Below are 24,752 nucleotides of genomic sequence, written 5' to 3' on the forward strand. Positions count from 1 at the left end.
AACAAAGCGAGGCTTTTTCAATGAAAAAAATAGTTGATAGTTGGCCCTATCATGATTTTACCGCCAAACTATCGGTAGCAATTGTCTATGCACTGTTGTCGTCTATTGCCATTAATTTTTTCTATCAACCAGGTCATATTTATTCCAGCGGGATTACCGGACTGGCTCAAGTAATTACCACTCTGTCTAAAGATAGCATTGGGGTTGGCTTGCCGGTCTCGGTGACTTTATATCTGCTGAATATTCCTTTGTTTTTGGTTGCCTGGCGTAAAATTGGCAAGAAGTTTACCATTTTTACGATTATCACTGTGACCTTAGCATCTTTGTTTATTCAAATTATTCCCCAGACGGAATTAACTACCGATCCGATTATCTGTGCAATTTTTGGCGGCGGTATTATGGGCTTTGGCGTTGGTTTTGCCTTGAAAAATGGGTTATCCTCTGGTGGTCTGGACATTATCAGTATCACAATACGAAAAAAAACCGGCCGCACAATCGGCTCGATTTCCATTTATTTTAATGCCGTGATTGTCTTATTGGCAGGTGTGCTATTTGGCTGGCAATATATGTTTTACAGCGCCTTGTCGATTTTTGTCAGCGGCAAAGTGACAGATGCCGTCTTCACTAAGCAAAAGAAAATGCAGGTGATGATTGTCACCAAATGTCCGGATGAAGTGATTGAAAATATTCAAGGGAATATGCGCAGAGGGATTACCATTATCCACGAAGCAGAAGGTGCCTTCAAACACGATAAACAAACGGTTTTATTAACGATTGTGACGCGCTTTGAGCTGCCTCTTTTGGAAACAGCGATGAAAAAAGCTGACCCGCAAGCCTTTGTCAGTATTTCAGATAATGTAAAAATTCTCGGTCATTTTTATGAAGAAAGTTTACAATAAGTTGAATAATAATTAAAAGGGAATTGGCGCTGGGCTGATTCTCTTATTTTTTTGGAGCATTTTGCAAAAAAAGACGAGCGTAACGTAAGCTAGAATGTTACACTTATGAGGAAATGAAAAAAAGGAAGTGGGAAAATGAAAAAAGTTTTGGGTGGTTTACTAGTTACAGGGATGTTTATTTTAGGAGGTTGTGGCAGTTCGGCACGGGATGATTTTGCTGACACTTGGGATGAAGTCAATGACTTTAGTCAGTACAATGCAATTGATTTTTCATTGACTGTTGATGAGCTGACCATGGATGGTGGCACAACCAGTAGCAGTGACGAGTATGATTTTAGCGGCATCTTTGATTCGCTGATGTCAAGTCTTCAAGGAATGGGCATTGGCGGCAATGTTTTAATTGACCAAGAAAATGAAGCAGTTGAATATAACTTCAACTTGAATTTCATGGACAATGAGTTTCCATTTGAAATGATTATGGCCGGTGACGAGACTTATATTTCTGGTGACGCCTATGTTCAAATCTTGACATTGATGAGTTCCCTTTATGAAACGGGTGTTGATTTTTCTGGCATCACCGATCAAATAAGTGGGAAATATGTCGAAGCGAATCCAGATGATTTCGGCGATACCTTTAGTACGAGTGATTTGACTGATTTACTGGAGGTGGATGATTCAGCGCAGACGACCTACCTAGCTGAATACACACGTACCTTAGACGAAAGTACTTTTGAACAAGACGGCGATAAAATTTCTCATACCTATACCCTTGAAGAAATCGAAGGCTATTATGATTTTGTGCAGGAAAATGGCACAGATGAAGATATCGAAGAGCTGGGAGAATTTGATTCTGCCGACATTACTGATTTTGAATTGATGGTGACTTTGGACACTAGCAATAATAGTGCAGAATTCTCCTGCACAATGACCAATGACGATGCTGACGGCACGATGACGATGGGCTTCACCGGTAGCCTTGCACCGACTTCAAGTGATGAAACGGTGACCGTGCCATCTGGTGATCAAGTAGTGACGGAAGATCAGCTGGACACCATGTTAACAGAAAGTGCCACTTATCAATTAAGCGAAGATGAGTTCAACGAGCTTTTAACTAGCATTGAAGGGGCTCAAGATTATTACACCAAAGATGAAATCATCGAAATGTTTGAAGCAGAAGGTATCACCTTCTCAGATGACCAAATTGCTCAGATTGAAGCTTTGTACCCGGCGGTGTAAGTTAGTAATTTAAATGGAAGTATCTGATCTGGAAATCAAAAGGATCAGATACTTTTTTTAGTTTGCATAGGGAAAGTGCAAGCTTTAGTAGATGGCAATAAGAAAATGAGAAATTAAAAATCTAGGTGTAGTCCAGCGAAATGAAAAGCTAACTAAGTGCAATCTTTAATTTTTTAAGCAGTTAACAACTTGTAAGGGACTTCAAAAATTAGTTTTGATGCGCTGAAATTAGAAAAAAATAATTTTTCATCTCAAAGCAAAGGGATTAGCTACAATCAGCTCAAATTAATGAGTAAAAAGAGATAACTTTAAGTTATTAAAGTCTTCCTAATACTTAATAACTTTTTCTTGCTTTTCATATTAAAAGGTCGTACTCTTAAAGTTATATTACAAAAGGATTTGGTTGGGGTCGAATGAAGAGAGAGAAACGTTATATTACCGGTTTTGACGGCATCCGTTCAATTGCCGTTATTGGAGTCATCCTGTACCACCTGCTGCCGACAAGCTTGGCGGGGGGCTATCTAGGGGTCCCCATTTTTTTTGTGGTCTCAGGCTATCTGATTACCGATTTATTGCTACAGGAATTTGATGACAATAAAAAAATTGACATCTGGGCCTTTTATAAAAGGCGGATGAAACGTCTGTATCCAGCGATGGTGGGCATGTTTTTGACGGCCATTACATATATTACTTTATTTCAGCAAAATCTTTTAGAAAATATTCGCCAGATTGTAGTCAGTAGTTTGCTATATGTCAACAACTGGTGGCAGATTTCCCGGGGCTTTTCTTATTTTGATCGTTTTGCTAATGAGTCCCCTTTTACGCATATCTGGTCTTTAGCCGTTGAAGGCCAAAATTATTTAATTTGGCCGATTGTTGTGTTGCTGATGCTGAAATTTATCAAAAGCCGTGGACGAATGTTTTATATTTTAATGGGAGCAAGTATCGTCTCAGCTCTGTTAATGGTTATTTTATATACTCCCGGCGGTGATCCAACCCGCGTTTATTATGGAACCGATACTCGTCTGTTTTCGGTTTTGATTGGGAGCGCCTTGTCCTTTGTCTGGCCTAGCCGCCGCTTGAAGAAAAATATTTCCCGCAAAGCAACTTGGAATTTAAATGTTATCGGGCTAATCTCTCTGATTATTTTATTGATTGGCTTAGTAAAATTAGACGACCAGTCCAATTTTGTCTATTGGGGCGGGATGTATCTTTACAGTATTTTCTGTGCCATCTTAGTTGCCGTGACGGCTCATCCTGGTTCCTCATGGAATCGTTGGTTGACCAATCCAATTTTTAATTGGTTGGGAAAAAGAAGTTATGGAATTTATCTCTATCAATATCCAGTGATGATTTTTTATGAAGCGAAAATTACCAATATAAATAATTTATTATGGCTGCATATTATCATCGAAATTGTGCTGATTTTACTTGTCAGCGAATTATCCTATCGCTTTATCGAAACACCTTTTAGAAAGCTAGATTATGGACACTTGAAGCAGCAAATCACCAATTTTTTAAAAAGCCGCAAAAGTGTTAAACAGACCTTGTTTTATAGTAGCAGTATTTTGTTGCTAGCTATTACGGTATTCGGGTTGTTGATTGCACCGACAGATGCAGCGAATGCTGAGCAGGATGAGTTTGAAGCCCATCTAACGGAGAACAGCCGCCTGGCGGAAGCGACGAAAGATGGCACGACTAGTTCGACTGACAGCTCAACAGAAAGTTCAACAGATTCGACTGCTCAGTCAGAAGTTCCGACGGAGGCCAATCCCTATGGCCTATCGGAAACGCAAATTGCGGCCGCCCAGGCTTTGCCGATTTCAGCCTTTGGCGATTCAATTGTTTTGGATATGGTGACGGATTTTCAAAGTGTCTTCCCGCAAATTGTGATTGATGGCGAAGTTGGCCGGCAATTATACAATAGCGCCGAGGCTTTAAGCGCAATGGCTGAAAAAGGTGAGCTGGCGGATACGGTGATTATGAGCTTAGGGACAAACGGGCCCTTCAGTGAAGAACAATTCGCTGAAATTATGACCGTTATAGGGGAACGGCAAGTCTACTGGATTAATTTGCATTTGCCGACCCGTCGCTGGGAAACGCAAGTCAACGATATGCTAGCCGCGATGGATGTAAAGTATGACAACTTAACTTTGATTGATTGGCATACCTATAGTACCGACCATCCGGAGTGGTTCTTTAATGACAACGTGCACCCCAACGCAGCGGGGGCAGTTGAATACACCCGTTTAGTGGCGCAAGCAATTTTAGCTGAATAAAAAAACTGCAGAGCAGCCAGCCCCAAGTAATTGGAGTGGCTGCATCTGCAGTCTTTTTTTTGCTCTTATTCATTTGCATTTGGTTTGACGGCAACAAAGATAAAGCGATGTTCTAGGTTAGCGATAAAGCCTTTTTGGTTCAACTCTTCTTCCAAATATAGCAGCTCCTGCAAATTATTTTCCACTGAAAAATTCGGAAACTCCCAAGAAATAGTCAATGCGTAATAGATGAGGGCCTCCATCGTATAAAATTTTTGCCAAGGATAGGCTTCATCAGCAAAAAGTAGTTGAAAATTTTCGCCTTTAAGCTGTTCTTTGACGGTTGCCAAATGCCAGTCAAATTGCTTTTTTTGAAAATTAGGAATCAACCGGGAAGTAAGGGTCAAGCCATTTAAATCGCCGACCTGCTGTGAAATAAAAATTCCACCGTGTTTTAAGATCCGCTTGACTTCTTTTGTGTCAAAAGACTCATGGGAATTGATCACCAAATCAAAATGCTGGTCGGGAAAGTTTAATTTGTCATCCTCTTTTACAAATTTAACAGCGACACCCTGAGGGGCTAATTTTTCTAAAAGTAGCTGATAATTCTTCGGCCAGCCCTCCGTCACCGCCGTATTCTTCGGCGGGTGATTAAAGCTTTTTAAAAGTTCGCCGCCGCCTGTTCCCATGTCCAAAAGCTGAAGTTCTGGCTGTAAAAATTTTCGAACAATTTCTTGGTAATTCCAAGGGTTCGCTTCTTGCGTGTACTCTGCTTCAATGGCTGAAAAATCCCAGCCGCTGAAATTTTTTTGTTTAGCCTGCGCCTTTAGCCAGGCCGGATTGATTGTTGTGGGCATAAACATTCTCCTTAAATTTAGTCAGCGAGAAATTGATACCGCCCGTGATAGCAGAAAACAAGCTTGAGATAGTCGCTATCATGAGCTATATCAAGCAGTTACCTCGTTTTAGTTTGATTCTCATCATCTCACACCCTTCAAAAATTAAGTCAATGTCAAAGAATAGCTGGCATCAATCAAGCCAGCCAGCTCAGAAAAATCGGCAAATTGCCGTAAATCAACGGTAATCCAGTGGCTTTTATTCATATGATAGGCTGGGAAAAAACCAGCCTGCTCCTGTAAAATACTGCCTAATTCTGGTTCGATTTTTAAATTTAAGATGGTCAACTCATCACTAGTGGGCAAATCCAGCTTGTCTCCCGTGACGCTCATCAGCAACGCAAACCACTTTTGATTGCGGCGATGACGAAAGACGCTGCTATTGTTTTTAACAAAGGGCCGGTCCGGTTGAATCTGATAACGCTGAAAAATGTAATCGATAACCTCTGCTTCTGTACTCATAGATCAGGCCTCTGGTGTCAATTTCTTTTGCATCAAATAATCGGTTTGCACGTCGTCCCCCATGACAAAATCATGTTGGCCGACCCGCTGAAAGCCAATTTTTTTATAAAAGGCTAAAGCCGGCTGATTGTATTCCCAAACTCCTAGCCAAATCGATTGCTTTTGCAACTCATCTGCCCGTTGCAACGCTTTTTGGAACAGGCGATTGCCTAGCCCTTGGCGTTTAAATTGTTTACGGACATAAATCCGTTCAATCTCAAGGCCTTCAGCATCAACAGGTTCCGTTTGGGCGGGACCATAATTTAATTTTAAATAGCCAGCTAAAACATCGTCGCTAAAGATAAAATAAAATTCTGAGAGGGGATTAGCAAGCTCTCTTTCAAGCTTTTCAAGATTGTAGGCTTCGTCTAAGTAGGCATCCATATTTTCTTCGGTGTTGTCAGTAGCGAAGGTATCAAAATAAGTCTCGCGGCTAATAGCCTCGAGTTCCTTGGCATTTTCTTTTGTCAGAGGTTTAATTTCAATCATGTCTTGGGCTCCTTTAAATTATCGCTTGTGTAATAGGCCTTTTTAGCCAACTAAAACGCTATTGGTTTTAGCTGTCTGTAAATAGGTTTCTTTTTGTCTACGAGTCAGCTTTTTAAAGGCTGACTCGGCTTTGGTAGCTTCACTGCGGCTGGCAAAACTTTCCGCATGAATCATTTGAACAGGGCGGCGGCTGTTGGGATGAGTATATTTCGCGCCGTTACCGCTGTTGTGTTCAGCCAGGCGGCGGCTTAAATCGGTTGTATAGCCACCGTAAAAAGTTTGATCATGACACAGCAGTACGTAGAAAAAATGTTCGTCACTTTTCATAGAGCATGCCTCGAATCTCTGGTGTATAATCGCCATTTTCATCGGTAGTAAGAAGAGGGGGCAATATTTTAAGACCAGCTTCTTTGCCGTTACGAATCCCTTCAATCAATAAAATATTGGCCTCCTTACCGGCCTTCGGATAAACAAACTGCAATCGTTTTGGAGCGATATCATATTTTCTTAAAGTATCGATGATATCCAAAAAACGATCCGGTCGATGGACCATCGCAAAATGGCCATTGGTTTTCAACAGGCCGCTGGCAATCCGAATGACCTCGTCAAGATTCGTTTCGATTTCATGACGGGCAATCGCTAAATGGGGATTGGGATTTTTGCGACTGGTCGGCAGCTCCTTGAAATAAGGCGGATTGCACAAAACTAAATCAATCGAGTCAGGCTGTAAATAATTAAAGCAGTCTTCAATGTCACCGGCCACCATAGTCACTTGTTCCTCCAAGTGATTCAGCAAAATACTCCGCTGCCCCATGTCGGCAAGGCGCGGCTGGATTTCAATTTGGGTAATCGGCGCATCGGTTTTACCGCTGACAAAAAGACCTACGGCGCCATTGCCGGCACAGAGATCGACAATCTGACCCTTTTGGGGAATCCTTGGAAAATTTGCTAATAAGACAGCATCTAGAGAAAAAGAGAAGACCTCTTTGCTTTGAATAATTTGAATACCTTCAGCGAAAAGCTGGTCAATTCGCTCACCGGTTTTTAAAGGGACAGTCACCTACGCACAGCTTCTTTCTTTATAATTTCTTAAGCCTTGCAGCTTTTTTTTAGGTTCAATGAATAGAATACTGGTATTATACCTTAGACATTTACTTCCAGCAAAAAAATACTTGATAAGTAAAATAAATTTCGGCATACTATGATTCAGAGAAGTCAGAGCTTTCTCCTAGTCAGAAAGGAAGAGGAACATGTTTTTCCGTTTTATTCGAATGGTAGCTCGCTTTGTAGTTTTTGTGTTGAATGGCAACGCCCATTATCAAAATCGTGAAGCCCTGCCGCAAAATGAAAATTATATCTTAGTCGCTCCCCATCGTACCTGGTGGGACCCGATTTATTTGGCGATTGGCGCTCGTCCAAAATCCTTTAGTTTTATGGCCAAAGAAGAACTATTTAAAAATCCGATTTTGCGTTATATTCTGGTTCATGCTAATGCTTTTCCCGTTAAGCGCACCAATCCTGGACCAAGTACAGTGAAGACGCCGGTAAAATTATTAAAGTCAACGGATTTGAGTTTGATTATGTTTCCCAGTGGCACCCGCCATTCTACCGAATTAAAAGGCGGCATGGCCTTGATTGCCAAGCTAGCTAAGGTACGCATCGTGCCATCCGTTTATCAAGGCCCGACCAGTTTTAGCGGTTTACTCAAACGCAAGCGGATTGATGTCCGTTTCGGAGAACCGATTGATATCAGCGATATAAAAAAAATGGATAAAGCTGGCATGGATGAGGTGGAACGCCGCATTCAAACGGCTTTCGATCAATTGGATAAAGAGGTCAATCCAAATTACAAGTATGTCGCTTCCGAGAAAAAATCTTAAAAAAGCAGCTGCCCATTGTATCGACTCTTAAAATGTTAGCTTTTTGGTCTAACTTTTAAGAGGGATATTGACTGAATGGGTAGCTGTTTTTTTTGATTACTTTATCAATTCCATTAACTCGTTGACCACCATTGGCGAAATTTTTGGAATAAAGAAGGTTGCTGCAGGCTGTCAGCTGTTTTTTCAGCAGCGTTAAAGGCGGTGATTAGCTGGCTGTTGAGTTGCTGATAGCTATCGTTTGAAAACATGGGCTGACCAGCATGATTGGCATATTGATCAGTCCCAATGGCTGAACCCAAGGGATCTTTTGGATACAACCAATTTGTTTGTTGCTGATTGGCGACGTGGCTGCACAAAGCGATTAAATCATCGTAAAATTCTAGATAATCGGAGTAGAAATTGATGGTTTCCGTGTAATCAATAATAATTTGAACAGTCGCATCCGTTGCTCTTTGCTGCTGGATGACATGGATAAAATCCTCATAAACTGGACTCAGTAAAGGATAGAGGGAATCGATATAGGAACGATTTTCCTCAAGGTTATTTAAATAACTGTCGCTAGCAAGCTGGATTTCGCCGACCAGATTTTCTGTAAACCACGTACTAAAAGCCTCTTCATAAGCTTCTTCATAAGCTTCCTCCCCCGCAAAGTTTTCTAATTGCGGAGCTGTTAAACTGGCAATCTGCTGCTGTTTTGCGGGCAGTTGCGGCAGTGTCCCTAATAGCCAAAAAAGCGGCAAGCTATTGTTTGCTTCAAAAAGTTGGCAGTCAGTTCCTGCCAATAGATAAGCCCGATTCCCCATCTTTTTCCCTCCAAAATAATTCAAATGGTTTTCATTTATTTTAACAGGAAAAAGGCTGAAGAAAGTGTTTGGAGGAATTTTTTTTTGAAATTAAAAAAGTTTTACTGGATTCTTTTTAAATCGCAGTCTGCTTAGCATAATTTGAAAAACAGTCAGTCTGTTTAAAATTATTTTTTTCTCCCATATCTTCTGAGGCTGGCAACTGCTTGAGGACTGGAAAAGTGGTATAATAGTGGGAAGACCATTTTTGGAGGAAGAGACATGCGTTTTTTACATGTGGGGGATTTACATATCGGCAAAAAGCTTCATGGCTATGACTTATTGCTGGATCAAAAGAAAAATTTAGCAGATATTATTCAGCTGGCAAAAACTGAAGAAGTGGATGCTGTGGTGCTGGCGGGGGATTTGTATGATCGTTCGGTGCCACCGGTTGAGGCCATCGAGATTTTTAATCAGTTTATTCAAGAGCTGAATATTGAGAATCAGTTTCCCGTCTTTGCGATATCGGGAAACCATGACAGCGGAGTTCGTCTGGAGGCCGGGGCGCCGTGGTATCAGCAGACTGATTTTTATCTGCATACCCGTTTAGAACAAGCCTTCACGCCAATTGAATTTCAAGGAACGCAATTTTTTCTGCTGCCCTATTTTGAGCCAATCAGCGCCCGTTTGTATTTTCAAGATGATGAGATTCGCACGATTACTCAAGCGATGGAGCGGGTCGTTCCTGAAATGGAAAAACAATTTAAGCCGGAGCTCCAGCAGGTTCTAGTCGCCCATTTTTTTGTCGCGGGAAGTGAAAAAAGTGATTCGGAAACCAAGATTGAAGTCGGCGGCCTCGACAGTGTGCCAAGCTACCTACTGGAAAGCTTTGACTATGTGGCTTTGGGGCATTTGCATAATAAAAATGCTCTTCAGCATCAAAAAATACGCTACAGCGGTTCGCCGTTAAAATTTTCTCTATCAGAATTAGAGCAAAAAAAAGGCGGCTGGCTAGTGGAGCTGCCGGATTTACACTTGGAGTTTAAGGAATTAAGGCCGCTGCACAATCTCCAGCAAATTGAAGCGAGCTTTGAGGAGCTGTTGTCACCGATTTTTTATCAAAGCGTTGAGCGGGAGGATTATTTAGACATTTTATTGACAGACCGGGGAATTATCCCCAATATGATGAACCAGCTGCGGCAGGTTTACCCCCGGATTTTAGGGGTCAGCCGACTCAATGGTCGTGAATCGGCGGAATTGCAGACAGATTTTAAAGCAGTCCGCAGGCTAGCGCCGGAAAAATTAGTAGATAATTTTTTCCAAGAGGTGACCGGTGAAACCATGACGGCTGACCAAACCGAACTGGTTGCTGATGTCTTGAGCACACAGGAGGTGACTGACGCGTGAAGCCTGTTTCGTTAACTTTGAAAAATTTTGGTCCCTTTATCGAAGAGACCCTTGACTTTGACCGCTTGGCAGAAGCGCCGCTGTTTTTAATTAGCGGCAAGACTGGTTCCGGCAAGACCACTATTTTTGACGGCATGACCTTTGCTTTGTTTGGTGAAACCTCTGGAGGCTTAAGGGGCGCCAGTGAAATGCGCTCTTCCTTTGCAGCGCCGACAGAAGAAACAATTGTCACCTTTGTTTTTGAACATCAAGGATTATTATATCAAATTGAACGTCGCCCAAAGCAAACCCTACAAAAGAAAAAAGGCAGCGGTACGAAGGAACAAAATGCTAAAGTCGAGTTGACCATCTGTCAGCCAGATGGCACTGAAATTCGCCAATATAGTAAAGATGGCGAGGTCCGCAAAGAAATTGAAGAGCTGCTCCATCTAAATGCTAAACAATTCAATCAGATTGTGCTCTTGCCTCAAGGAGAATTTCGGAATTTTCTAGTGGCTAAAAGTGAAGACAAAGAAGCGGTGTTACGGAATTTATTCGGCACTGGTATCTATCAAAAATTTGCCAGCGAGCTGCAGGAACGCCTGAAACGAGCAAAAAAACTACAGGAATCAGATACTGCGGAATTGGCCCTGATTCAAAAGCAGTTTCAGTGGGAGCAGACAGCTTTATCAGATCAGGAATTTTTGACTAACGGCGAAAGCTATTTGCTGGAGGAAGCGCAGCATTTAAAAACTGCGCAAAAACAGCTGGCTGAGCTGCTTTCAAAAGAACAGACTGCGCAAAAAGAACTTTTCGCAGCGCAAGAGCTGAGCAAATTATTCACAGAATTAGCAACAGCTGAGAAACGACAGGTAGAATTATCAGCCCAAGCCAATGAAATTGCAGCATTAGAAAGAGAATTGCAGCACTTGGAATGGGCAGAAACACAACGGAATAAATTAGTTAAGATTGATGAGCTCACTGAAAAAGCCGAAACTTTGGCTGATCAAAAAGAGGCGCTTTTAGAAAAAAGCGCCGGCTTGAAGCAGATTCTCAGCAGCAGCCAACAGCAGCAGGCTGAGCTGGAAAAACAAGCGCCAACTTATGAAGAAAAAAAGAAACGGCTGCAGCAGCTGCAGGATAAATTACCGCAGCTTCAAGCATTTAATCAACTACAAGAAAAACTTCAACAGTCAGTAAAAAAACTGACACAGACAGAGGTAGATGAAGCTCAGCTTAGCAGTCGCCAAGCTGAAAATAGCGAGCAGCTAAAAGCGTTGCAAAAACAGCAATTGGCGATTGCGGACTTGCAGCAGCAATTAGCTGAGCTGACCGAAAATACTTATCAAAGCCGTGAAATTCAAGAGCTGCTGACAGAAAATCAGCAGCAACGGGAAATTTTGCAGGCCAATCAACTGGCAGCTGAAAAAACTGAGACGGCATTAATCAAAATGCAAGATAACGTAGCAGAATTACAAGCTGATTTTCATTTGAAGAAAAGCCAGTCAGCTGCTCTGCAAATTGCTCGTTTGAGTTTGGATTTATTACCGGGAGAGCCTTGTCCGGTCTGCGGCTCGTTTGAACATCCCGGTCTCGTGCAGGAACAGCCGGTGAGCCAACAGGAAATTCAAGCAGCAGAAACAGCATTAGTTACCGCAGAAGCTGCTTTAAACGAACAACAGCAAAAATTAGCGGAGCTGGAAACCCGCTGGCAGATTTCTGTCGAGGAAAATCAGCAGGCGGCCAGTGCCCTTGAAAAAGGTGAATCAGCAGCTGCTGCCAAGGCCGTCACTTTTGTTGAAAAAATGGCAGCAGATTATCAAACAAGCCTTTTGGACTTATCAGCAGTCATTCATTTTTTCGAGGCTGAAAATAAGCGATTAAACACTGAAATCAGCGCCAGTCAAGCGGCTGGTTTGAAAGCCAAAGACTTGCAGGCGGAACAAGAAAAACTGACTCCACAGCTGCAAGCACTTCAAGAGCTGAAGCGTCAGCTTTCTGAAGAGCAAAATTTATTAAAGGGTCAAGTGACAGCCCTTGAATCACAGGGCTTATCAGAAGACCCGCAAACTATTGAAGCGGAAATTTCTGAAATAACCGATCAGCTAAAAAGCTATCAGCAGCAAGTAACTGAGATAGCTGAACTGGTTCAGGCTAATCAACAGGCGGAGATTCGCTTGACGGAACAGATTCGACAAAACCACGACAGCTTTGCTGAAACGAGCAAGAGCTTAACTGAACAAAATGCTGAGCTAGCTGCGCTACTAAAAAAAGCACCCGTAGCGACAGTAGATGAGCTGCGGGAGCTGTTAACTCACACGTTGCAGCTGCCGCAATTGCGGAAAACAATCGGTGATTATCATACGCAGATTGCTTTAAATCAAGAAAATTTAAAGCGACTGAACCAAGCTTTATCCACAAAAGACCAGCCAGATTTAACCGATTTAGAAACTGCTTATCAGCTAGCCCATAGAGAACAAGAGCTCTTTCACGAAGAGGTCAGTCAGCTGCAGTATCAGCTAGCCAGCAATCAAAAAATTCTGACTGATTTTAAAAAGCTATACCAGAAAAATCGCCAGCAATTAGTTAAACTGCAGGAATTACAGCAATTAGCAGATACGATTAACGGAAATAATGTTCGTAAAACGAGTTTGGAACGATTTATTTTACAGACTTATTTAAAAGAAGTTTTGCTGGTGGCCAATCAGCGGCTGCAAAGCTTAACCCATGACCGCTATCAGTTTGAATTATCGACGGCTGTCGGTTCCTTCCGCAGCCAAACCGGTTTAGAAATCAATGTCTACGATGACACAGTCGGTCAAAGACGCAGCGCCCATACGTTATCTGGCGGCGAAAGTTTTATTGCCGCTTTAGCGTTGGCCCTATCTCTAGCTGAAGTCATCCAAAATCAAGCTGGCGGCATTTCAATTGAGGCCCTCTTTATCGATGAAGGATTTGGTTCCTTAGATGAAGAGTCGCTGGAGATGGCGATGGAGGCTTTAGAAACGATTGAAAGCCGCGGCAGAATGATTGGCATTATCAGTCATGTCAAAGAATTAAAAGAAAGAATTCCCCAGCAAGTGTTAGTTGATAGTTCTGGCAATGGGCAAAGCAAAATTGCCTATCGTTAAAGGTTTCAGCAAGTGCCGCTTGCCAAGTTAAGGAGGAGAAAATCCCGTGAAATGGAGTATACCTGAAAAAGTAATCAAACGTGGCCGAGAATATCTGGAAGCGGGCCGAGTGTTGTCCGTTGAACCAGATTATGTCAATCGTGTATGGCACGGTGAAGTTCTCGGATCAGAGACGTACCATGTGACTTTGGACGGGACCACCAAAGAAGAAGACATCTGCCAATGTCCTTATTGGCAGGACCATCATTATTGCAAGCACACGGTTGCAGTGGAATTATATTTGCGCAAGGAAGGACTGAACCGCATAATTAAAGCCAGCGATGCACCGGCTGCTGTCAGTGTTTCCCAATCAGAAATGTTTACCAAAGGATTTTCACGGATTTCCTTAAAGCAAGCGGATAAGGTTCCCCCTTTGGCGATTGAATTTTATCTGGAAATTATGGAAACCAATCCTTATCATCCTGAGCTGGCTGCTTTAGGGCTGCAATTGCGCGTGGGCTATCTCGCCTTAAATCGCTTTTACGTGGTGAAAAATATCAATGACTTCTTGTCGGCTTGGCAGGAGGAAAAAAGCTTTGAAGTCAACAAGCAAAATTTGACTCTCAGTCGTGGGGCCTTTGACGAAGCCACCAATGAAATTTTGCAAATTTTATACGGTATTAATCAGTCTCAGCAACTACTTGGTACCCGCGGCCTGCAAATTAATGGCAAAGTGGACAAGCGGCGGATTTTATTGCCGGTAGAGTACGGTCAAAATCTGCTGCTGAAAATTAATCAGTTGCGGCAACTGCACTTTAAAGTAGACGAAAAAAATTGGCAGCAGATTGCTTTTAGCGACGACTTGCCACCGTTGAAATTTTCTATTTTAAAGGAAGCTGACCACTATCAATTAGCAGTTAGTCAGCTGTTTACCCGCTATTTTAGTTATTATCAGTGGGGCTTTTATGAAGGCTATTTTTATCCTTTATCTCATCGTCAGCAGGAAATTTTATTGACCTTGGAGCAGCTCCTTAAACGCTATAAAAATCAACAGGTGGCCTATCAAATGCAGGAGCTGCCGGACTTATTTAAAGGAGTGCTGCCCTTTTTACGGGAAATAGGTGAAGTCTACGTCAGTCCAGAGGTTACCGCTGAGATTGCAGAATATCCCTTAGCAGCCGACATCATTTTTAAATTAAAAAGCAAATCTAAACAAATTGTCAGCCAAGTCAATTTCAATTATGGCGACAATGTTTACTCCACCAATCCGAAAGATCAACAGCTGGCAGAAGAAAAAATTGTGCTGCGGGATTATCGCCATGAAGCGCTGATTAAAAAGCGCTTTGAAGATTTTGGCTTTCAGGTGACCGCAGAAGGCTTTGAAAGAAAATTACCACAGGGGGCGGCTTTGTATCAATTTTTTGCTGAAGAGCTGCCGGCATTTCGTAAACTAGGCACGGTTAAAATGGGCAAAAAATTGCGGAGCTTGTATTTAGACGCCCAGCATTTTCAGCCTAAAGTCACCGTGACAGAATCTGATTCTTGGTTGGATGTCCACTTTGACATTTCCGGTATTTCTGACCATGAAGTGGATCAAGTTTTGCAGAGCTTAATGCAAAACCAACCCTTTTATACTTTGGAAAACGGCCAAGTGTTGGCCCTAGACTCGGAGGAATTTTACCAAGCCAGCCAATTTCTAGCAGAAATTCGCGGTAGCTTGCAGACGGAAGATGGCATTTTACATTTGCCAAAAAGTAAAAGTCTATTGGTAAAGGAAAAAGCCGGTGTCGAAGTGGAGCTAACAGCCTCCTTTGAAACTTTAACCAAAGATTTGCTGCATCCGGAAGATTTTCCAGCTAAATTACCAGCGGATTTACAGGCGGAATTGCGCAACTATCAAAAAATCGGCTTCCGCTGGTTTAAAATGTTGAGTCACTATCATTTTGGCGGCATCTTAGCCGACGAGATGGGCTTAGGGAAAACGATTCAGGCAATCACCTATCTACTGTCTGAGAAGCAAGAAAATGGTGAGATTCGGGCCGTGATTGTTGCACCTGCTAGTTTGATTTATAACTGGCAGGCAGAAATTCGTAAATTTGCCCCGAGCTTAACCTCTTGTGTTGTAGCAGGCCCCAAAGAGGAGCGGGAGGCGCAGTTGGCCCAAGCCAGTGATATTTATATCACGTCCTATGCCGGGATGCGACAAGATGGTGAGCTGTATCAAAATCAACAGATTCAATATTTATTTTTAGATGAAGCGCAGATGGTAAAAAATAGCGTCACTAAAACGGCGCAGGCACTACGGGAACTACCCGTGCCCCATGTCTTTGCTCTGAGTGGCACGCCGATTGAAAATAATTTGGAGGAGCTGTGGTCACTATTTCAAATTATTATGCCGGGCTTTTTCCCCGGGAAAACCAAATTCCGCAGCTTGGATAAAAAATTAATCGCCCAGATGATTAAACCTTTTGTTTTACGACGGGATAAAAAGACAGTGCTGCAGGATTTACCAGAAAAAATCGAGACCAATCTTTACAGTGCTCTAACAGAAGAACAAAAAACTGTTTACCTAGCGAATTTGAAGCAAATGCAAGATAGCGTCAACGCGATGGACCCAGGCACCTTTAATAAAAATCGGATTGGTATTTTAGCCGGTTTGACCCGGCTACGGCAAATCTGCTGTGACCCGCGGCTCTTTATTGAAGATTATAACGGCGGCTCTGGTAAGCTAGAGCAAGTGAAGGAATTAGTCTTAAATGCCAAAGAAAACAATCGGCGGATATTACTCTTCTCCCAGTTCACTTCCATGTTGTCGATTATCGAAACAGAGTTCCACGATTTAGGTTTAGAAACTTTTTATTTGCGGGGCAGCACCAAAGCGAAGGATCGTTTGGATATGGTGAATGCTTTTAACGAAGGTGAAAAGGATGTCTTTTTGATTTCTCTAAAGGCGGGTGGCACCGGATTGAATTTAACCGGGGCTGATACGGTGATTTTGTATGACTTATGGTGGAATCCAGCGGTTGAAGAACAAGCAGCCGGCAGAGCTCATCGCATCGGTCAAAAAAATGTTGTGGAAGTTTGGCGCATGATTGCTGAAGGGACCATCGAAGAACGCATGGACCTACTACAAAAAGGTAAAAAGGAATTATTCCAGCAAGTCATTGAAGGGGACCAAGAACAATTGGCCCGCTTAACAGAAGAAGATATTCGCATGATTTTAAGTGTTGGCGAGGCTTAACTAAAAGACTAGCTGGGCCAGAAGCAAAGGCAGTTGTCAAAAAATTGACGGTGCCTGAGCTACTGGTCCAGCTAGTTTTTTACGAGGCTGTCAATTTTTGAGATTTGACAGCTTATCAAAAAAATAGAGTGTGTGCTTTTGGTAACTTCAGCATACTAAAATAAGATGAATTTCCCGTAAAGTTTGTGTCAAGAATGCGAAAAGTTTGCTGGAGCTGCCACTTAACTTTGCACCGAGAGCAGATATTCCTTATAATAGTAGCATTGGTGGCTAAAGGGAGCGGCCAATTAATCAAAGAAAATCTAGCTTGTTAAAAGCTAGCGAAAATAGTTATGGGATGCTTTGAAAAAATAGCACAATCGGTTGATCATTTTTCAAAGAGAATTAAAAGGAGAAATCATGTTTAAACGTTTTTTTAGTTATTACAAGCCTTACAAGAAATTATTTATTTTAGATTTTACCTGTGCCGTTTTGGCTGGTGGATTGGAATTGGCTTTTCCGGTGGTGGTCAATCAGGTGATCGACCAAATTATGCCTCAACAAAATTTTCGGATGATTGCACTGGCGGCGATAGGTTTGCTGTTCTTTTATCTAGTGAATACCGCCTTTCAATATATTGTCGTCTTTTTCGGTCATAAATTAGGCGTTAATATTGAAACCGATATGCGGCGAGAATTATACCAGCATTTGCAAACTCAGCCCTTTGAATATTATGACAATCAAAAAACCGGCCGGCTAATCAGTCGCCTGACCACTGATTTATTTGAAATTTCTGAAGTCGCTCACCACGGACCGGAGGATGTTTTTATCACCGTCATGACTCTGGTGGGTTCCTTTATTTTGATGATGCAGATTCATGTGCAATTAGCTCTGGCAACTTTTGTCCTGCTGCCTTTTATTACAATTGCGCTGCTATTTTTCAATAAAAAAATGACCAAGGTCAACACGCAAATTTATGAGAATCTAGGTGAGTTCAATTCAGGGATTGAAGCGGCTGTCAGTGGTGTGCGGGTCACTCAATCTTTTGCCAATGAAAAATTTGAGCAACAGCGCTTTGAAAAATTGAATCAGGCCTATCGCAAATCTAAAATTGTTTTTTATAAAGTGATGGCGGTCAGCTCATCTTATAATTATTTTTTGATGCGCTTGATTAATTTATTTACGCTGATTTTTGGGGCTTATTATGTCATTAATGGCGATATTACAAATGGTCAGTTTGTGGCTTTTATCCTGCTGGCGAACGTTTTTGTGCGACCGATTGAAAAAGTCAATACGATGATTGAAAGCTATCCAAAGGGAATAGCTGGCTTTAAGCGGCTCACCGAAGAGCTGGACCGACCTTCGACGATTGTTGACCGGCCTAATGCCCGTAATGTTGACAATCTCAAAGGTGATATTACCTATGAGAATGTTTCTTTTAAATATGCAGACGGAAAAAGTGTCCTCCATCATTTAAATTTAGAAATTAAACCCGGGGAAACGGTGGCTTTTGTCGGTCAAAGCGGTTCTGGTAAAACGACGATTTCCAATTTGCTGCCCCGCTTTTATGAAGTCAGCGAGGGGCGTGTGGCAATTGATGGCATTGATATTCGTGACATTACCTTAGCGTCACTGCGTCAACAAATCGGGATTGTTCAACAGGATGTCTTTTTATTTCCAGGAACAATTCGTGAAAATATCGCCTATGGTAAATTAGACGCGACAGATGCTGAAATTCAGCAGGCGGTTTCTTTGGCCCATTTAGATAAAGTGGTTGATCAAATGTCAGATGGTTTACAAACCAATATTGGCGAACGGGGAGTCAAACTCTCTGGCGGGCAAAAGCAGCGGGTAGCGATTGCCCGGATGTTTTTAAAAAATCCGCCGATTTTAATTTTAGATGAGGCCACCTCTGCCCTGGATACGGAAACGGAACAGGTTATTCAAGAATCGCTAAATTCCTTAGCTAGCGGCCGCACGACATTGATTATCGCCCATCGCTTAGCGACGATTAAACATGCAACTAGAATCATTGTCGTTAGTGAAGAGGGCATTGTCGAAGAAGGTAGCCACGCAGAATTAATGAATAAAAATGGCAATTATCGAAAATTATACGATGCACAGTTTAGAAAAAATAGCCTTTAGAATTTCTTAATAATTTTTATCTGTTTTCTGAAACTTCCAAGAAGAATGAAAATGTGTTTCATTCTTCCTTTTTTGTTTGTATTTTCGAGAAAATTTATGCTATTTATCTTTGAAAAAAAATAAATCATGACCAAATGAAACAGAAAAATAACCGGGATAATAACCTTTTTTAGACTTATTCTAAAAGGTGCCAAATTGGAATTTAAAATAAAATAACATCCATAACATTATTTATTGACTGCAATAAGTTAATTTAGCATTGTTTGTAGTCGAAATGAATAGACTTTAAGTTTTTTTGAAAAAGTTGGCAAGAAATATTTAGGCTTTATAAAAAAACAATACTGGGGAAAATATTTCTAAAAAAAGTTTGTAATTTTTTCTAAATTATAACAGTTTTTATTTACTGTTATATAGTTTAATAGAAAAATAAGTCAATCATTCAAAAATGTTTTAATTTGTGCAAATTATGAAAGAAAGCTGAATTTTATAGGCTTTCCATGTGAAAAATTACGAATGCATAAACATTTAATTTCTAGCAAGTCTAGCTTTTTTTGAAGAAATTCGATATAATAATTGCATAAGAAAGAAACAGAATAGCTTCTGTTATAAAAATGTGATGAATATCATCAAAAAGGAGTGAGAATCAATGTTGACTTTATACACATCTCCTAGTTGTACCTCTTGTCGGAAAGCTCGAGCTTGGTTACAAGAACACGAGATTCCATTTGTAGAACGGAATATTTTCTCTGAACCATTAAATATTTCAGAGTTAAAGCACATTTTAGAAATGACTGAGGATGGCACGGAAGAAATTATTTCGACTCGCTCAAAAGTATTCCAAAAGCTGAACACTGATTTAGACGAATTGTCTCTACAGGAACTATTAGAACTGGTGCAAACGAATCCTGGCTTGTTGAGAAGACCAATTATGGTAGACGAAAAGAGATTACAAGTTGGTTTTAATGAAGATGAAATTCGCCGTTTCTTACCCCGTGGTGTTCGCCAATTAGAATTACGCCAAGCCCAATTGATGGCTGGCTTGTAAAAAGAATAGTTATTAAAGGGCATGCCGTCTACAGTGGTGTGTCCTTTTTAGTACTTATAAATCCAATCTAGGTATTAACGAAGAGAATCGCATTAGCTGTTGATAATTTGAAATTATAAGAAGTGATTTTTTTATGAAACAGTTTAGTATTATTTGAAAATCTCTGTAGATTCCTTACTTCAAAAATGAAGATATGAGTGTAGGTTCTTTGAAGGATTTGACTTGGGATGCTCTTAGTAAAAAAGGTTCTCGATACTTTCAATTAAATAAAACACCTAAAATTTCTAAAATTCGAGTTAATCTCTTTACATTTAGACTCATTCCGCTACAATAAAAGAAAGAAAGCTCTATTTCTTTTCAAAAGCGAGGTGTTTGATAATGGAAATGGAACATATTAATGACAATACGATTCGCGTAGTCATCCACAATGATGATTTGGTTCAACGGGGGATTACTTTTTTAGATTTACTCGGAAATCATCGGGAAATTGAAAACTTCTTTTACTCTATTTTGGAGGAAGTTGATATAGAAGACGAATTCCGCGGCAGTGAAGCAATCACCTTTCAAGTTTTACCAAAGGGTGATGGTCTAGAACTTTTTATCAGCAAAAATATTACGCCAGAAGACATGGAAGGCTTAGAAAATAACGAGGAATTTCGTGATGATGTGGCAGAGTATTTGAAAAATCAATTTACTGAAGATGCTGAAAGCGACTTAAGTTTAGAAAATTTAAGCAGCTTGGTCTTTGAGGTTGCTGATTTTGAAGATTTAGTTCAATTAGCTGCTGAGGTTTATCTTGATTCTGCTTGGACTAATCTTTATCGCTACAAAGAAGGCTATTACCTGCAAATCACTTTCTTACAGGATGATTTGAATGTTATGGATAAAGAAGATATGATTTCTCAAGTTTTGGAATTTGCTAACTTATCACCGATTACCAGTGAAATTTTGGCAGAACACGGACAGCTATTGATGGAGCGCAATGCTCTGGAATTACTACGGTATCACTTTCATTAAAAAGTTTTAAAGAAGCTTATCGACTGCGGTCGGTGAGCTTTTTTTGCGTATCTTTTTGAGGGTGAAACAGATGTATATAGCGAAAAATAGTCGTGGCGTTTTAGTTAATCTTTTGCAAATCGAAAAAAATCAGCCTTTGGTAAAAGAAAACTATTATTGTCCAGCTTGTCAGCAAAAATTGATTTTAAAGGCTGGTAACATAAAGCAGCGTCACTTTGCCCATTGTGCTAAGAAAGCCTGTGAAAGTTTTAGTGAAGGAGAGACTGCCGAACATCTCGCTGGCAAGGCTCTGTTGTTTAACTGGGATCAAGAGGCTCAATTGGAGGTGCCATTAGCGAGCATTGGACAGCGAGCGGATGTTTTGTTGCCGCAGCTAGCGCTGGAATTTCAATGCTCACCCTTGCCAGCAGATGAATTGGCAAAGCGGGTAGCTGGTTATAAAAAACTAAACTTACAACAGTGGTGGCTAATTGGTGAGCGACTCAAGGAAAGCGTCTTACGTCAAGGCAGCTCGCATTTTTGCTTGTTTAATCAAGCGCTTGGAGTGCATTTTTGGCATTTAAATACCTCAAAAAAGAGTATCGAGTTGTATACCCAGCTTTTAACGATTTCCAAACAAAAATCTTTCACACGGCAAGTTTTTGATTTTAAAGAGCGACCATTATCGCAAATTATTGTTGACAGTAACTCAGCACCCTCGATTGTCTATACGAACAAAAAAGATTGGCAGCAGCAAAAATTAACCATCCAAAAGAAACTTTACTATTGTCTACCGGAGATTTTGCAAATCCAGCAGGCCTTGTATCGCCGCGGTAGTCACCTGCTGCAACTGCCGGAAATTTTATTTGCACCGAGTATGGCAGCACCCTTTTTTGGTGATTGGCTGTATTTTTTGCGTTTTAGCTTTTTTCAAAAAAGTTTGAGCTGTTCAGATGTTGATTTGCAGGAATTTAGTTTTCAACTGACGCAACGCTTTTTGCAGACATTCGAGCTGCAGAAAAAGTTTCCTTTAGTTGAGCCAGCGGTCATTTCAGCCGCTTTTTTCACAGAAAGCTGCCGACTAATTCAAGCCTATCAACAGAAAAAAACAAATTTAAAAGTCTTTTTTGCAGACTCTTTATGAAAATATGATAAGATTACTACAGGATAAATATTGGCGCAGGCTAATATTTTCGTGAGATTTCTATTGATAAAGGAGCGATTTTCATGTCAGAAGCAAAACAATTACCAAAAAGAGATGAAGTGCCAGTAGATTTAACTTGGGATCTAACTACTATTTTTCCAGATGATGCGGCCTTTGATGCAGCAATTACAGCGTTAAATGCTGAAGTAGCGAAAGCTGGCGATTTCCAAGGGACCTTGGCGAATGGTCCGGAAGCTTTCTTAAAGGCTATTGACTTTTTATTAGCTGTTTATCGGAAAACTGAAACGATTTATGTGTATTCCCATTTGAAAAATGATCAAGATACCACCAACACTACCTATCAAGGTTTATATGCCAGAGCTAGCAATTTATATGCGCAAGTTTCTCAAGCACTGGCTTGGTTTGAACCAGAAGTTTTGAGTTTGCCGGATGAAAAAATCTGGAGCTACTTTTCAGAAGAACCAAAATTAGAAGTCTATCGTCATTTCGTGAATCAAATGATTGATAATCGCGCTCATATTCTTACCGCTGACCAAGAAGCACTCTTGGCTGGCGCCAGCGAAATTTTTGGCGCTTCCAGCAATACTTTTTCTGTTTTAAACAATGCGGATTTAAAATTTCCAGTGATTGAAAATGAGAAAGGTGAAAAGATTGAATTGTCCCACGGAGTCTATGGACAATTGATGGAAAATGTTGACCGTAGTGTGCGGGAACAAGCGTTTAAAGGCTTATACAGTGTCTATGAACAGTTCCGCAATACCTTCGCCAGCACGTTATCAACCCATATTAAGAGCCATAATTACAGTGCGAAGGTTCGGAAATATGATTCTGCTCGGGCAGCTTCTTTGAGCAACAATCATATTCCTGAAAGTGTATATGATACTTTGGTGGCAGTTGTCAATGAAAATCTGCCGTTGCTACATCGCTATGTAAAATTGCGCAAACGGCTATTGAACTTAGATGAGTTGCATATGTACGATATGTATACGCCGATTTTAGGAGAAGCGTCGATTAAATACACGTATGAAGATGCCAAGGCGAAAGCACAAGAAGCATTGCAACCACTAGGAGCAGAATATTTAAAAGTTGTGGATGAAGCTTTCAGCAAGCGCTGGATTGATGTGGTAGAAAATCAAGGCAAGCGTAGTGGAGCGTATTCTTCTGGAGCCTATGATACAAAGCCTTATATCTTAATGAATTGGCACGATACCCTGGACCAATTATTTACTTTGGTCCATGAGATGGGACACAGCGTCCACAGCTATTTCACCCGCAGCAATCAGCCTTATGTCTACGGCGATTATTCAATTTTCTTAGCTGAGATTGCTTCCACTACCAATGAAAATATTTTGACGGAATATCTATTGGAAACTGAAACAGATCCTAAAATCAGAGCCTACATCTTAAATCATTATTTAGATGGCTTTAAAGGTACGATTTTCCGGCAAACGCAATTTGCAGAGTTTGAGCATTTTATGCATGAAGAAGACGCCAAAGGCACGCCTTTGACTGCAGAATATTTGAGTGAGAGCTATGGTGAATTAAATAGTAAATATTATGGTTCAGACGTGACTGAAGATCCTGAAATTAAACTAGAGTGGTCGCGGATTCCTCATTTTTACTACAATTACTATGTGTATCAATATGCGACTGGTTTTTCAGCAGCTTCGGCCTTGGCGCAAAAGATTGTCGATCAAGAGCCGGGTGCCTTAGATCATTACTTAAATTATTTAAAATCCGGCAGCAGCGACTTCCCAATTGAAGTCATGAAGCGGGCCGGTGTTGACATGACTAAAGCGGATTATATCCGTGATGCCATGAAGGTTTTTGAAACTCGCTTAACTGAATTAGAAGAATTGGTTGAATCTTTAACTGCTTAATTAACAGGCAGTCTACAAAAAGCGCAGCAGCTTGTTAAATGCAAGGAGGAGAGTCCGGCGTTTGCAAGCTGCTGTCAGCTTACCCTAAAGACTGGCTCATTTTCAGACTTTAAATAAAGAAGGAGGGATTCGATGTCTCTAGCGAGTGTCCAAGAATATTTTGCCAATTTAAACATGGCCGATCAAATTATTGTTCTTGAAGAGTCCTCAGCAACAGTCGCTTTGGCGGCGCAAGCGCTAAGGACACAGCCTGCGCAGATTGCCAAAAGCTTATCTTTTAAAAAGAAAGCTAGTGCTGAAGCCATCTTAGTTGTGGCAGCCGGTGATACAAAAATTGACAATCAAAAATACAAAGAATTCTTTCAAGAGAAGGCTTTGATGCTTAAAGCAGACGAAGTCGATCAAAAAATCGGCCATCCAGTCGGTGGCGTTTGTCCCTTTGCCGTGAACTCAGACGTAGCGGTTTATTTAGATGATTCCTTGAAACGCTTTGACTTTGTTTATCCCGCCTGTGGCAGTGGTAATAGCGCCATCAAGTTGACAATTCCAGAGTTGGAAACTTACAGTAACTTCCGCCAATGGATTGATGTGTGCAAATACTAAAAACTGACAACTTTAAAGAGCCTGAGAATTTTCTCAGGCTCTTTTGCTTTAGCTAAACTAACGATTCTTGGGATAATCACGCTCCAAGAGTCAGTACAAAGGTCAGTAAAGTATCTTTAACAAGCTTTGATTATTAGAATCTCAAGAAATAAAAAATTTTCCCAATTAAAAAAACGCCTGTAAAAGTTAGCAGTTAAAATATATCGATCCCATAAGGTTAGATTTTTGGTCTAACCTTTGGGGTCACTACAAAAGCTAATA

At 41.0% G+C, this 24,752-nt stretch carries 18 protein-coding genes and 2 pseudogenes; 14 read left to right on the forward strand and 6 right to left on the reverse strand.

From position 1 onward, the window contains the following. Window positions 1–20 precede the first annotated feature (20 nt). The 3 genes from AC1Z3S_RS02735 to AC1Z3S_RS02745 all read left to right on the forward strand — a co-directional run bounded on the left by AC1Z3S_RS02735 (window position 21) and on the right by AC1Z3S_RS02745 (window position 4,414). A complete protein-coding gene (locus AC1Z3S_RS02735; RefSeq protein WP_461739077.1) occupies window positions 21–899 on the forward strand; it encodes a YitT family protein in 879 nt (292 codons plus the stop codon). Window positions 900–1,034: 135 nt separating this feature from the next. Next, complete coding sequence (locus AC1Z3S_RS02740; RefSeq protein WP_461739078.1) at window positions 1,035–2,135, forward strand: hypothetical protein; 1,101 nt, start codon at window positions 1,035–1,037, stop codon at window positions 2,133–2,135. 413 nt (window positions 2,136–2,548) lie between these two features. Continuing rightward, window positions 2,549–4,414, forward strand: a complete 1,866-nt coding sequence (locus AC1Z3S_RS02745) for an acyltransferase family protein (RefSeq protein WP_461739079.1) — start codon at window positions 2,549–2,551, stop codon at window positions 4,412–4,414. Between the two features lie 65 nt (window positions 4,415–4,479). Here the strand turns inward: AC1Z3S_RS02745 and AC1Z3S_RS02750 are convergent, their stop codons facing one another. From AC1Z3S_RS02750 to AC1Z3S_RS02770, 5 genes are all read right to left on the reverse strand, one after another. Continuing rightward, complete coding sequence (locus AC1Z3S_RS02750) at window positions 4,480–5,250, reverse strand: methyltransferase domain-containing protein (RefSeq protein ID WP_461739080.1); 771 nt, start codon at window positions 5,248–5,250, stop codon at window positions 4,480–4,482. Between the two features lie 144 nt (window positions 5,251–5,394). After that, window positions 5,395–5,751 (reverse strand): MmcQ/YjbR family DNA-binding protein, encoded by a 357-nt coding sequence (locus AC1Z3S_RS02755; RefSeq protein ID WP_461739081.1) that lies wholly within the window; start codon window positions 5,749–5,751, stop codon window positions 5,395–5,397. 3 nt (window positions 5,752–5,754) lie between these two features. After that, window positions 5,755–6,279: a GNAT family N-acetyltransferase gene (locus AC1Z3S_RS02760; RefSeq protein ID WP_461739082.1), complete on the reverse strand. Its 525-nt coding sequence runs from the start codon at window positions 6,277–6,279 to the stop codon at window positions 5,755–5,757. A gap of 42 nt (window positions 6,280–6,321) precedes the next feature. Beyond that, window positions 6,322–6,606, reverse strand: coding sequence for a GIY-YIG nuclease family protein (locus AC1Z3S_RS02765; RefSeq protein WP_461739083.1), 285 nt, complete (start codon window positions 6,604–6,606; stop codon window positions 6,322–6,324). Then, complete coding sequence (locus AC1Z3S_RS02770; protein ID WP_461739084.1) at window positions 6,596–7,339, reverse strand: tRNA1(Val) (adenine(37)-N6)-methyltransferase; 744 nt, start codon at window positions 7,337–7,339, stop codon at window positions 6,596–6,598. Before AC1Z3S_RS02770 ends, AC1Z3S_RS02765 begins: the two co-directional genes overlap by 11 nt. 190 nt (window positions 7,340–7,529) lie before the next feature. Between AC1Z3S_RS02770 and AC1Z3S_RS02775 the strand changes: the two genes are divergently transcribed. Next, a complete protein-coding gene (locus AC1Z3S_RS02775) occupies window positions 7,530–8,159 on the forward strand; it encodes a lysophospholipid acyltransferase family protein (protein ID WP_265456208.1) in 630 nt (209 codons plus the stop codon). 113 nt (window positions 8,160–8,272) lie between these two features. Here AC1Z3S_RS02775 and AC1Z3S_RS02780 read toward each other — a convergent pair whose 3' ends face one another. Beyond that, complete coding sequence (locus AC1Z3S_RS02780) at window positions 8,273–8,962, reverse strand: hypothetical protein (RefSeq protein WP_461739085.1); 690 nt, start codon at window positions 8,960–8,962, stop codon at window positions 8,273–8,275. A gap of 261 nt (window positions 8,963–9,223) precedes the next feature. On the opposite strand from AC1Z3S_RS02780, the gene AC1Z3S_RS02785 reads away from it, so the two are divergent. From AC1Z3S_RS02785 to AC1Z3S_RS02830, 10 genes and pseudogenes are all read left to right on the forward strand, one after another. Then, the gene (locus tag AC1Z3S_RS02785; protein WP_461739086.1) at window positions 9,224–10,348 is read left to right on the forward strand and encodes an exonuclease SbcCD subunit D; all 1,125 of its coding nucleotides are present in this window, start codon (window positions 9,224–9,226) and stop codon (window positions 10,346–10,348) included. Then, a pseudogene (locus AC1Z3S_RS02790) lies at window positions 10,345–11,055 on the forward strand (AAA family ATPase); the annotation flags it as partial. The gene AC1Z3S_RS02785 and the pseudogene AC1Z3S_RS02790, both read left to right, overlap by 4 nt. Window positions 11,056–12,924: 1,869 nt before the next feature. Beyond that, window positions 12,925–13,458: pseudogene (locus AC1Z3S_RS02795) on the forward strand (SbcC/MukB-like Walker B domain-containing protein); the annotation flags it as partial. A gap of 46 nt (window positions 13,459–13,504) precedes the next feature. Beyond that, window positions 13,505–16,678 (forward strand): DEAD/DEAH box helicase, encoded by a 3,174-nt coding sequence (locus tag AC1Z3S_RS02800; protein ID WP_461739087.1) that lies wholly within the window; start codon window positions 13,505–13,507, stop codon window positions 16,676–16,678. A gap of 399 nt (window positions 16,679–17,077) precedes the next feature. Further along, the gene (locus AC1Z3S_RS02805; protein WP_461739088.1) at window positions 17,078–18,802 is read left to right on the forward strand and encodes an ABC transporter ATP-binding protein; all 1,725 of its coding nucleotides are present in this window, start codon (window positions 17,078–17,080) and stop codon (window positions 18,800–18,802) included. A gap of 646 nt (window positions 18,803–19,448) precedes the next feature. Then, a complete protein-coding gene (gene spxA, locus AC1Z3S_RS02810; protein WP_265456197.1) occupies window positions 19,449–19,847 on the forward strand; it encodes a transcriptional regulator SpxA in 399 nt (132 codons plus the stop codon). A 378-nt stretch (window positions 19,848–20,225) separates the two neighbouring features. Next, window positions 20,226–20,864: an adaptor protein MecA gene (locus AC1Z3S_RS02815; protein ID WP_461736966.1), complete on the forward strand. Its 639-nt coding sequence runs from the start codon at window positions 20,226–20,228 to the stop codon at window positions 20,862–20,864. A gap of 70 nt (window positions 20,865–20,934) precedes the next feature. After that, window positions 20,935–21,987, forward strand: a complete 1,053-nt coding sequence (locus tag AC1Z3S_RS02820; protein WP_461739089.1) for a competence protein CoiA — start codon at window positions 20,935–20,937, stop codon at window positions 21,985–21,987. A gap of 83 nt (window positions 21,988–22,070) precedes the next feature. Next, a complete protein-coding gene (pepF, locus tag AC1Z3S_RS02825; RefSeq protein WP_461739090.1) occupies window positions 22,071–23,888 on the forward strand; it encodes an oligoendopeptidase F in 1,818 nt (605 codons plus the stop codon). Window positions 23,889–24,020: 132 nt separating this feature from the next. Continuing rightward, the gene (locus tag AC1Z3S_RS02830; RefSeq protein ID WP_461739091.1) at window positions 24,021–24,491 is read left to right on the forward strand and encodes a YbaK/EbsC family protein; all 471 of its coding nucleotides are present in this window, start codon (window positions 24,021–24,023) and stop codon (window positions 24,489–24,491) included. Window positions 24,492–24,752 lie beyond the last annotated feature (261 nt).

Source organism: Enterococcus sp. LJL90, from assembly GCF_056924355.1.

Coding starts and splice junctions, on each gene's coding strand:
- AC1Z3S_RS02745 (WP_461739079.1), top strand. CDS start 2,549: ATGAAGAGAGAGAAACGTTATATTACCGGTTTTGACGGCATCCGTTCA.
- AC1Z3S_RS02805 (WP_461739088.1), top strand. CDS start 17,078: ATGTTTAAACGTTTTTTTAGTTATTACAAGCCTTACAAGAAATTATTT.
- pepF (WP_461739090.1), top strand. CDS start 22,071: ATGTCAGAAGCAAAACAATTACCAAAAAGAGATGAAGTGCCAGTAGAT.
- AC1Z3S_RS02780 (WP_461739085.1), bottom strand. CDS start 8,962: ATGGGGAATCGGGCTTATCTATTGGCAGGAACTGACTGCCAACTTTTT.
- AC1Z3S_RS02830 (WP_461739091.1), top strand. CDS start 24,021: ATGTCTCTAGCGAGTGTCCAAGAATATTTTGCCAATTTAAACATGGCC.
- AC1Z3S_RS02735 (WP_461739077.1), top strand. CDS start 21: ATGAAAAAAATAGTTGATAGTTGGCCCTATCATGATTTTACCGCCAAA.
- spxA (WP_265456197.1), top strand. CDS start 19,449: ATGTTGACTTTATACACATCTCCTAGTTGTACCTCTTGTCGGAAAGCT.
- AC1Z3S_RS02820 (WP_461739089.1), top strand. CDS start 20,935: ATGTATATAGCGAAAAATAGTCGTGGCGTTTTAGTTAATCTTTTGCAA.
- AC1Z3S_RS02775 (WP_265456208.1), top strand. CDS start 7,530: ATGTTTTTCCGTTTTATTCGAATGGTAGCTCGCTTTGTAGTTTTTGTG.
- AC1Z3S_RS02755 (WP_461739081.1), bottom strand. CDS start 5,751: ATGAGTACAGAAGCAGAGGTTATCGATTACATTTTTCAGCGTTATCAG.
- AC1Z3S_RS02740 (WP_461739078.1), top strand. CDS start 1,035: ATGAAAAAAGTTTTGGGTGGTTTACTAGTTACAGGGATGTTTATTTTA.
- AC1Z3S_RS02785 (WP_461739086.1), top strand. CDS start 9,224: ATGCGTTTTTTACATGTGGGGGATTTACATATCGGCAAAAAGCTTCAT.
- AC1Z3S_RS02750 (WP_461739080.1), bottom strand. CDS start 5,250: ATGCCCACAACAATCAATCCGGCCTGGCTAAAGGCGCAGGCTAAACAA.
- AC1Z3S_RS02815 (WP_461736966.1), top strand. CDS start 20,226: ATGGAAATGGAACATATTAATGACAATACGATTCGCGTAGTCATCCAC.
- AC1Z3S_RS02765 (WP_461739083.1), bottom strand. CDS start 6,606: ATGAAAAGTGACGAACATTTTTTCTACGTACTGCTGTGTCATGATCAA.
- AC1Z3S_RS02760 (WP_461739082.1), bottom strand. CDS start 6,279: ATGATTGAAATTAAACCTCTGACAAAAGAAAATGCCAAGGAACTCGAG.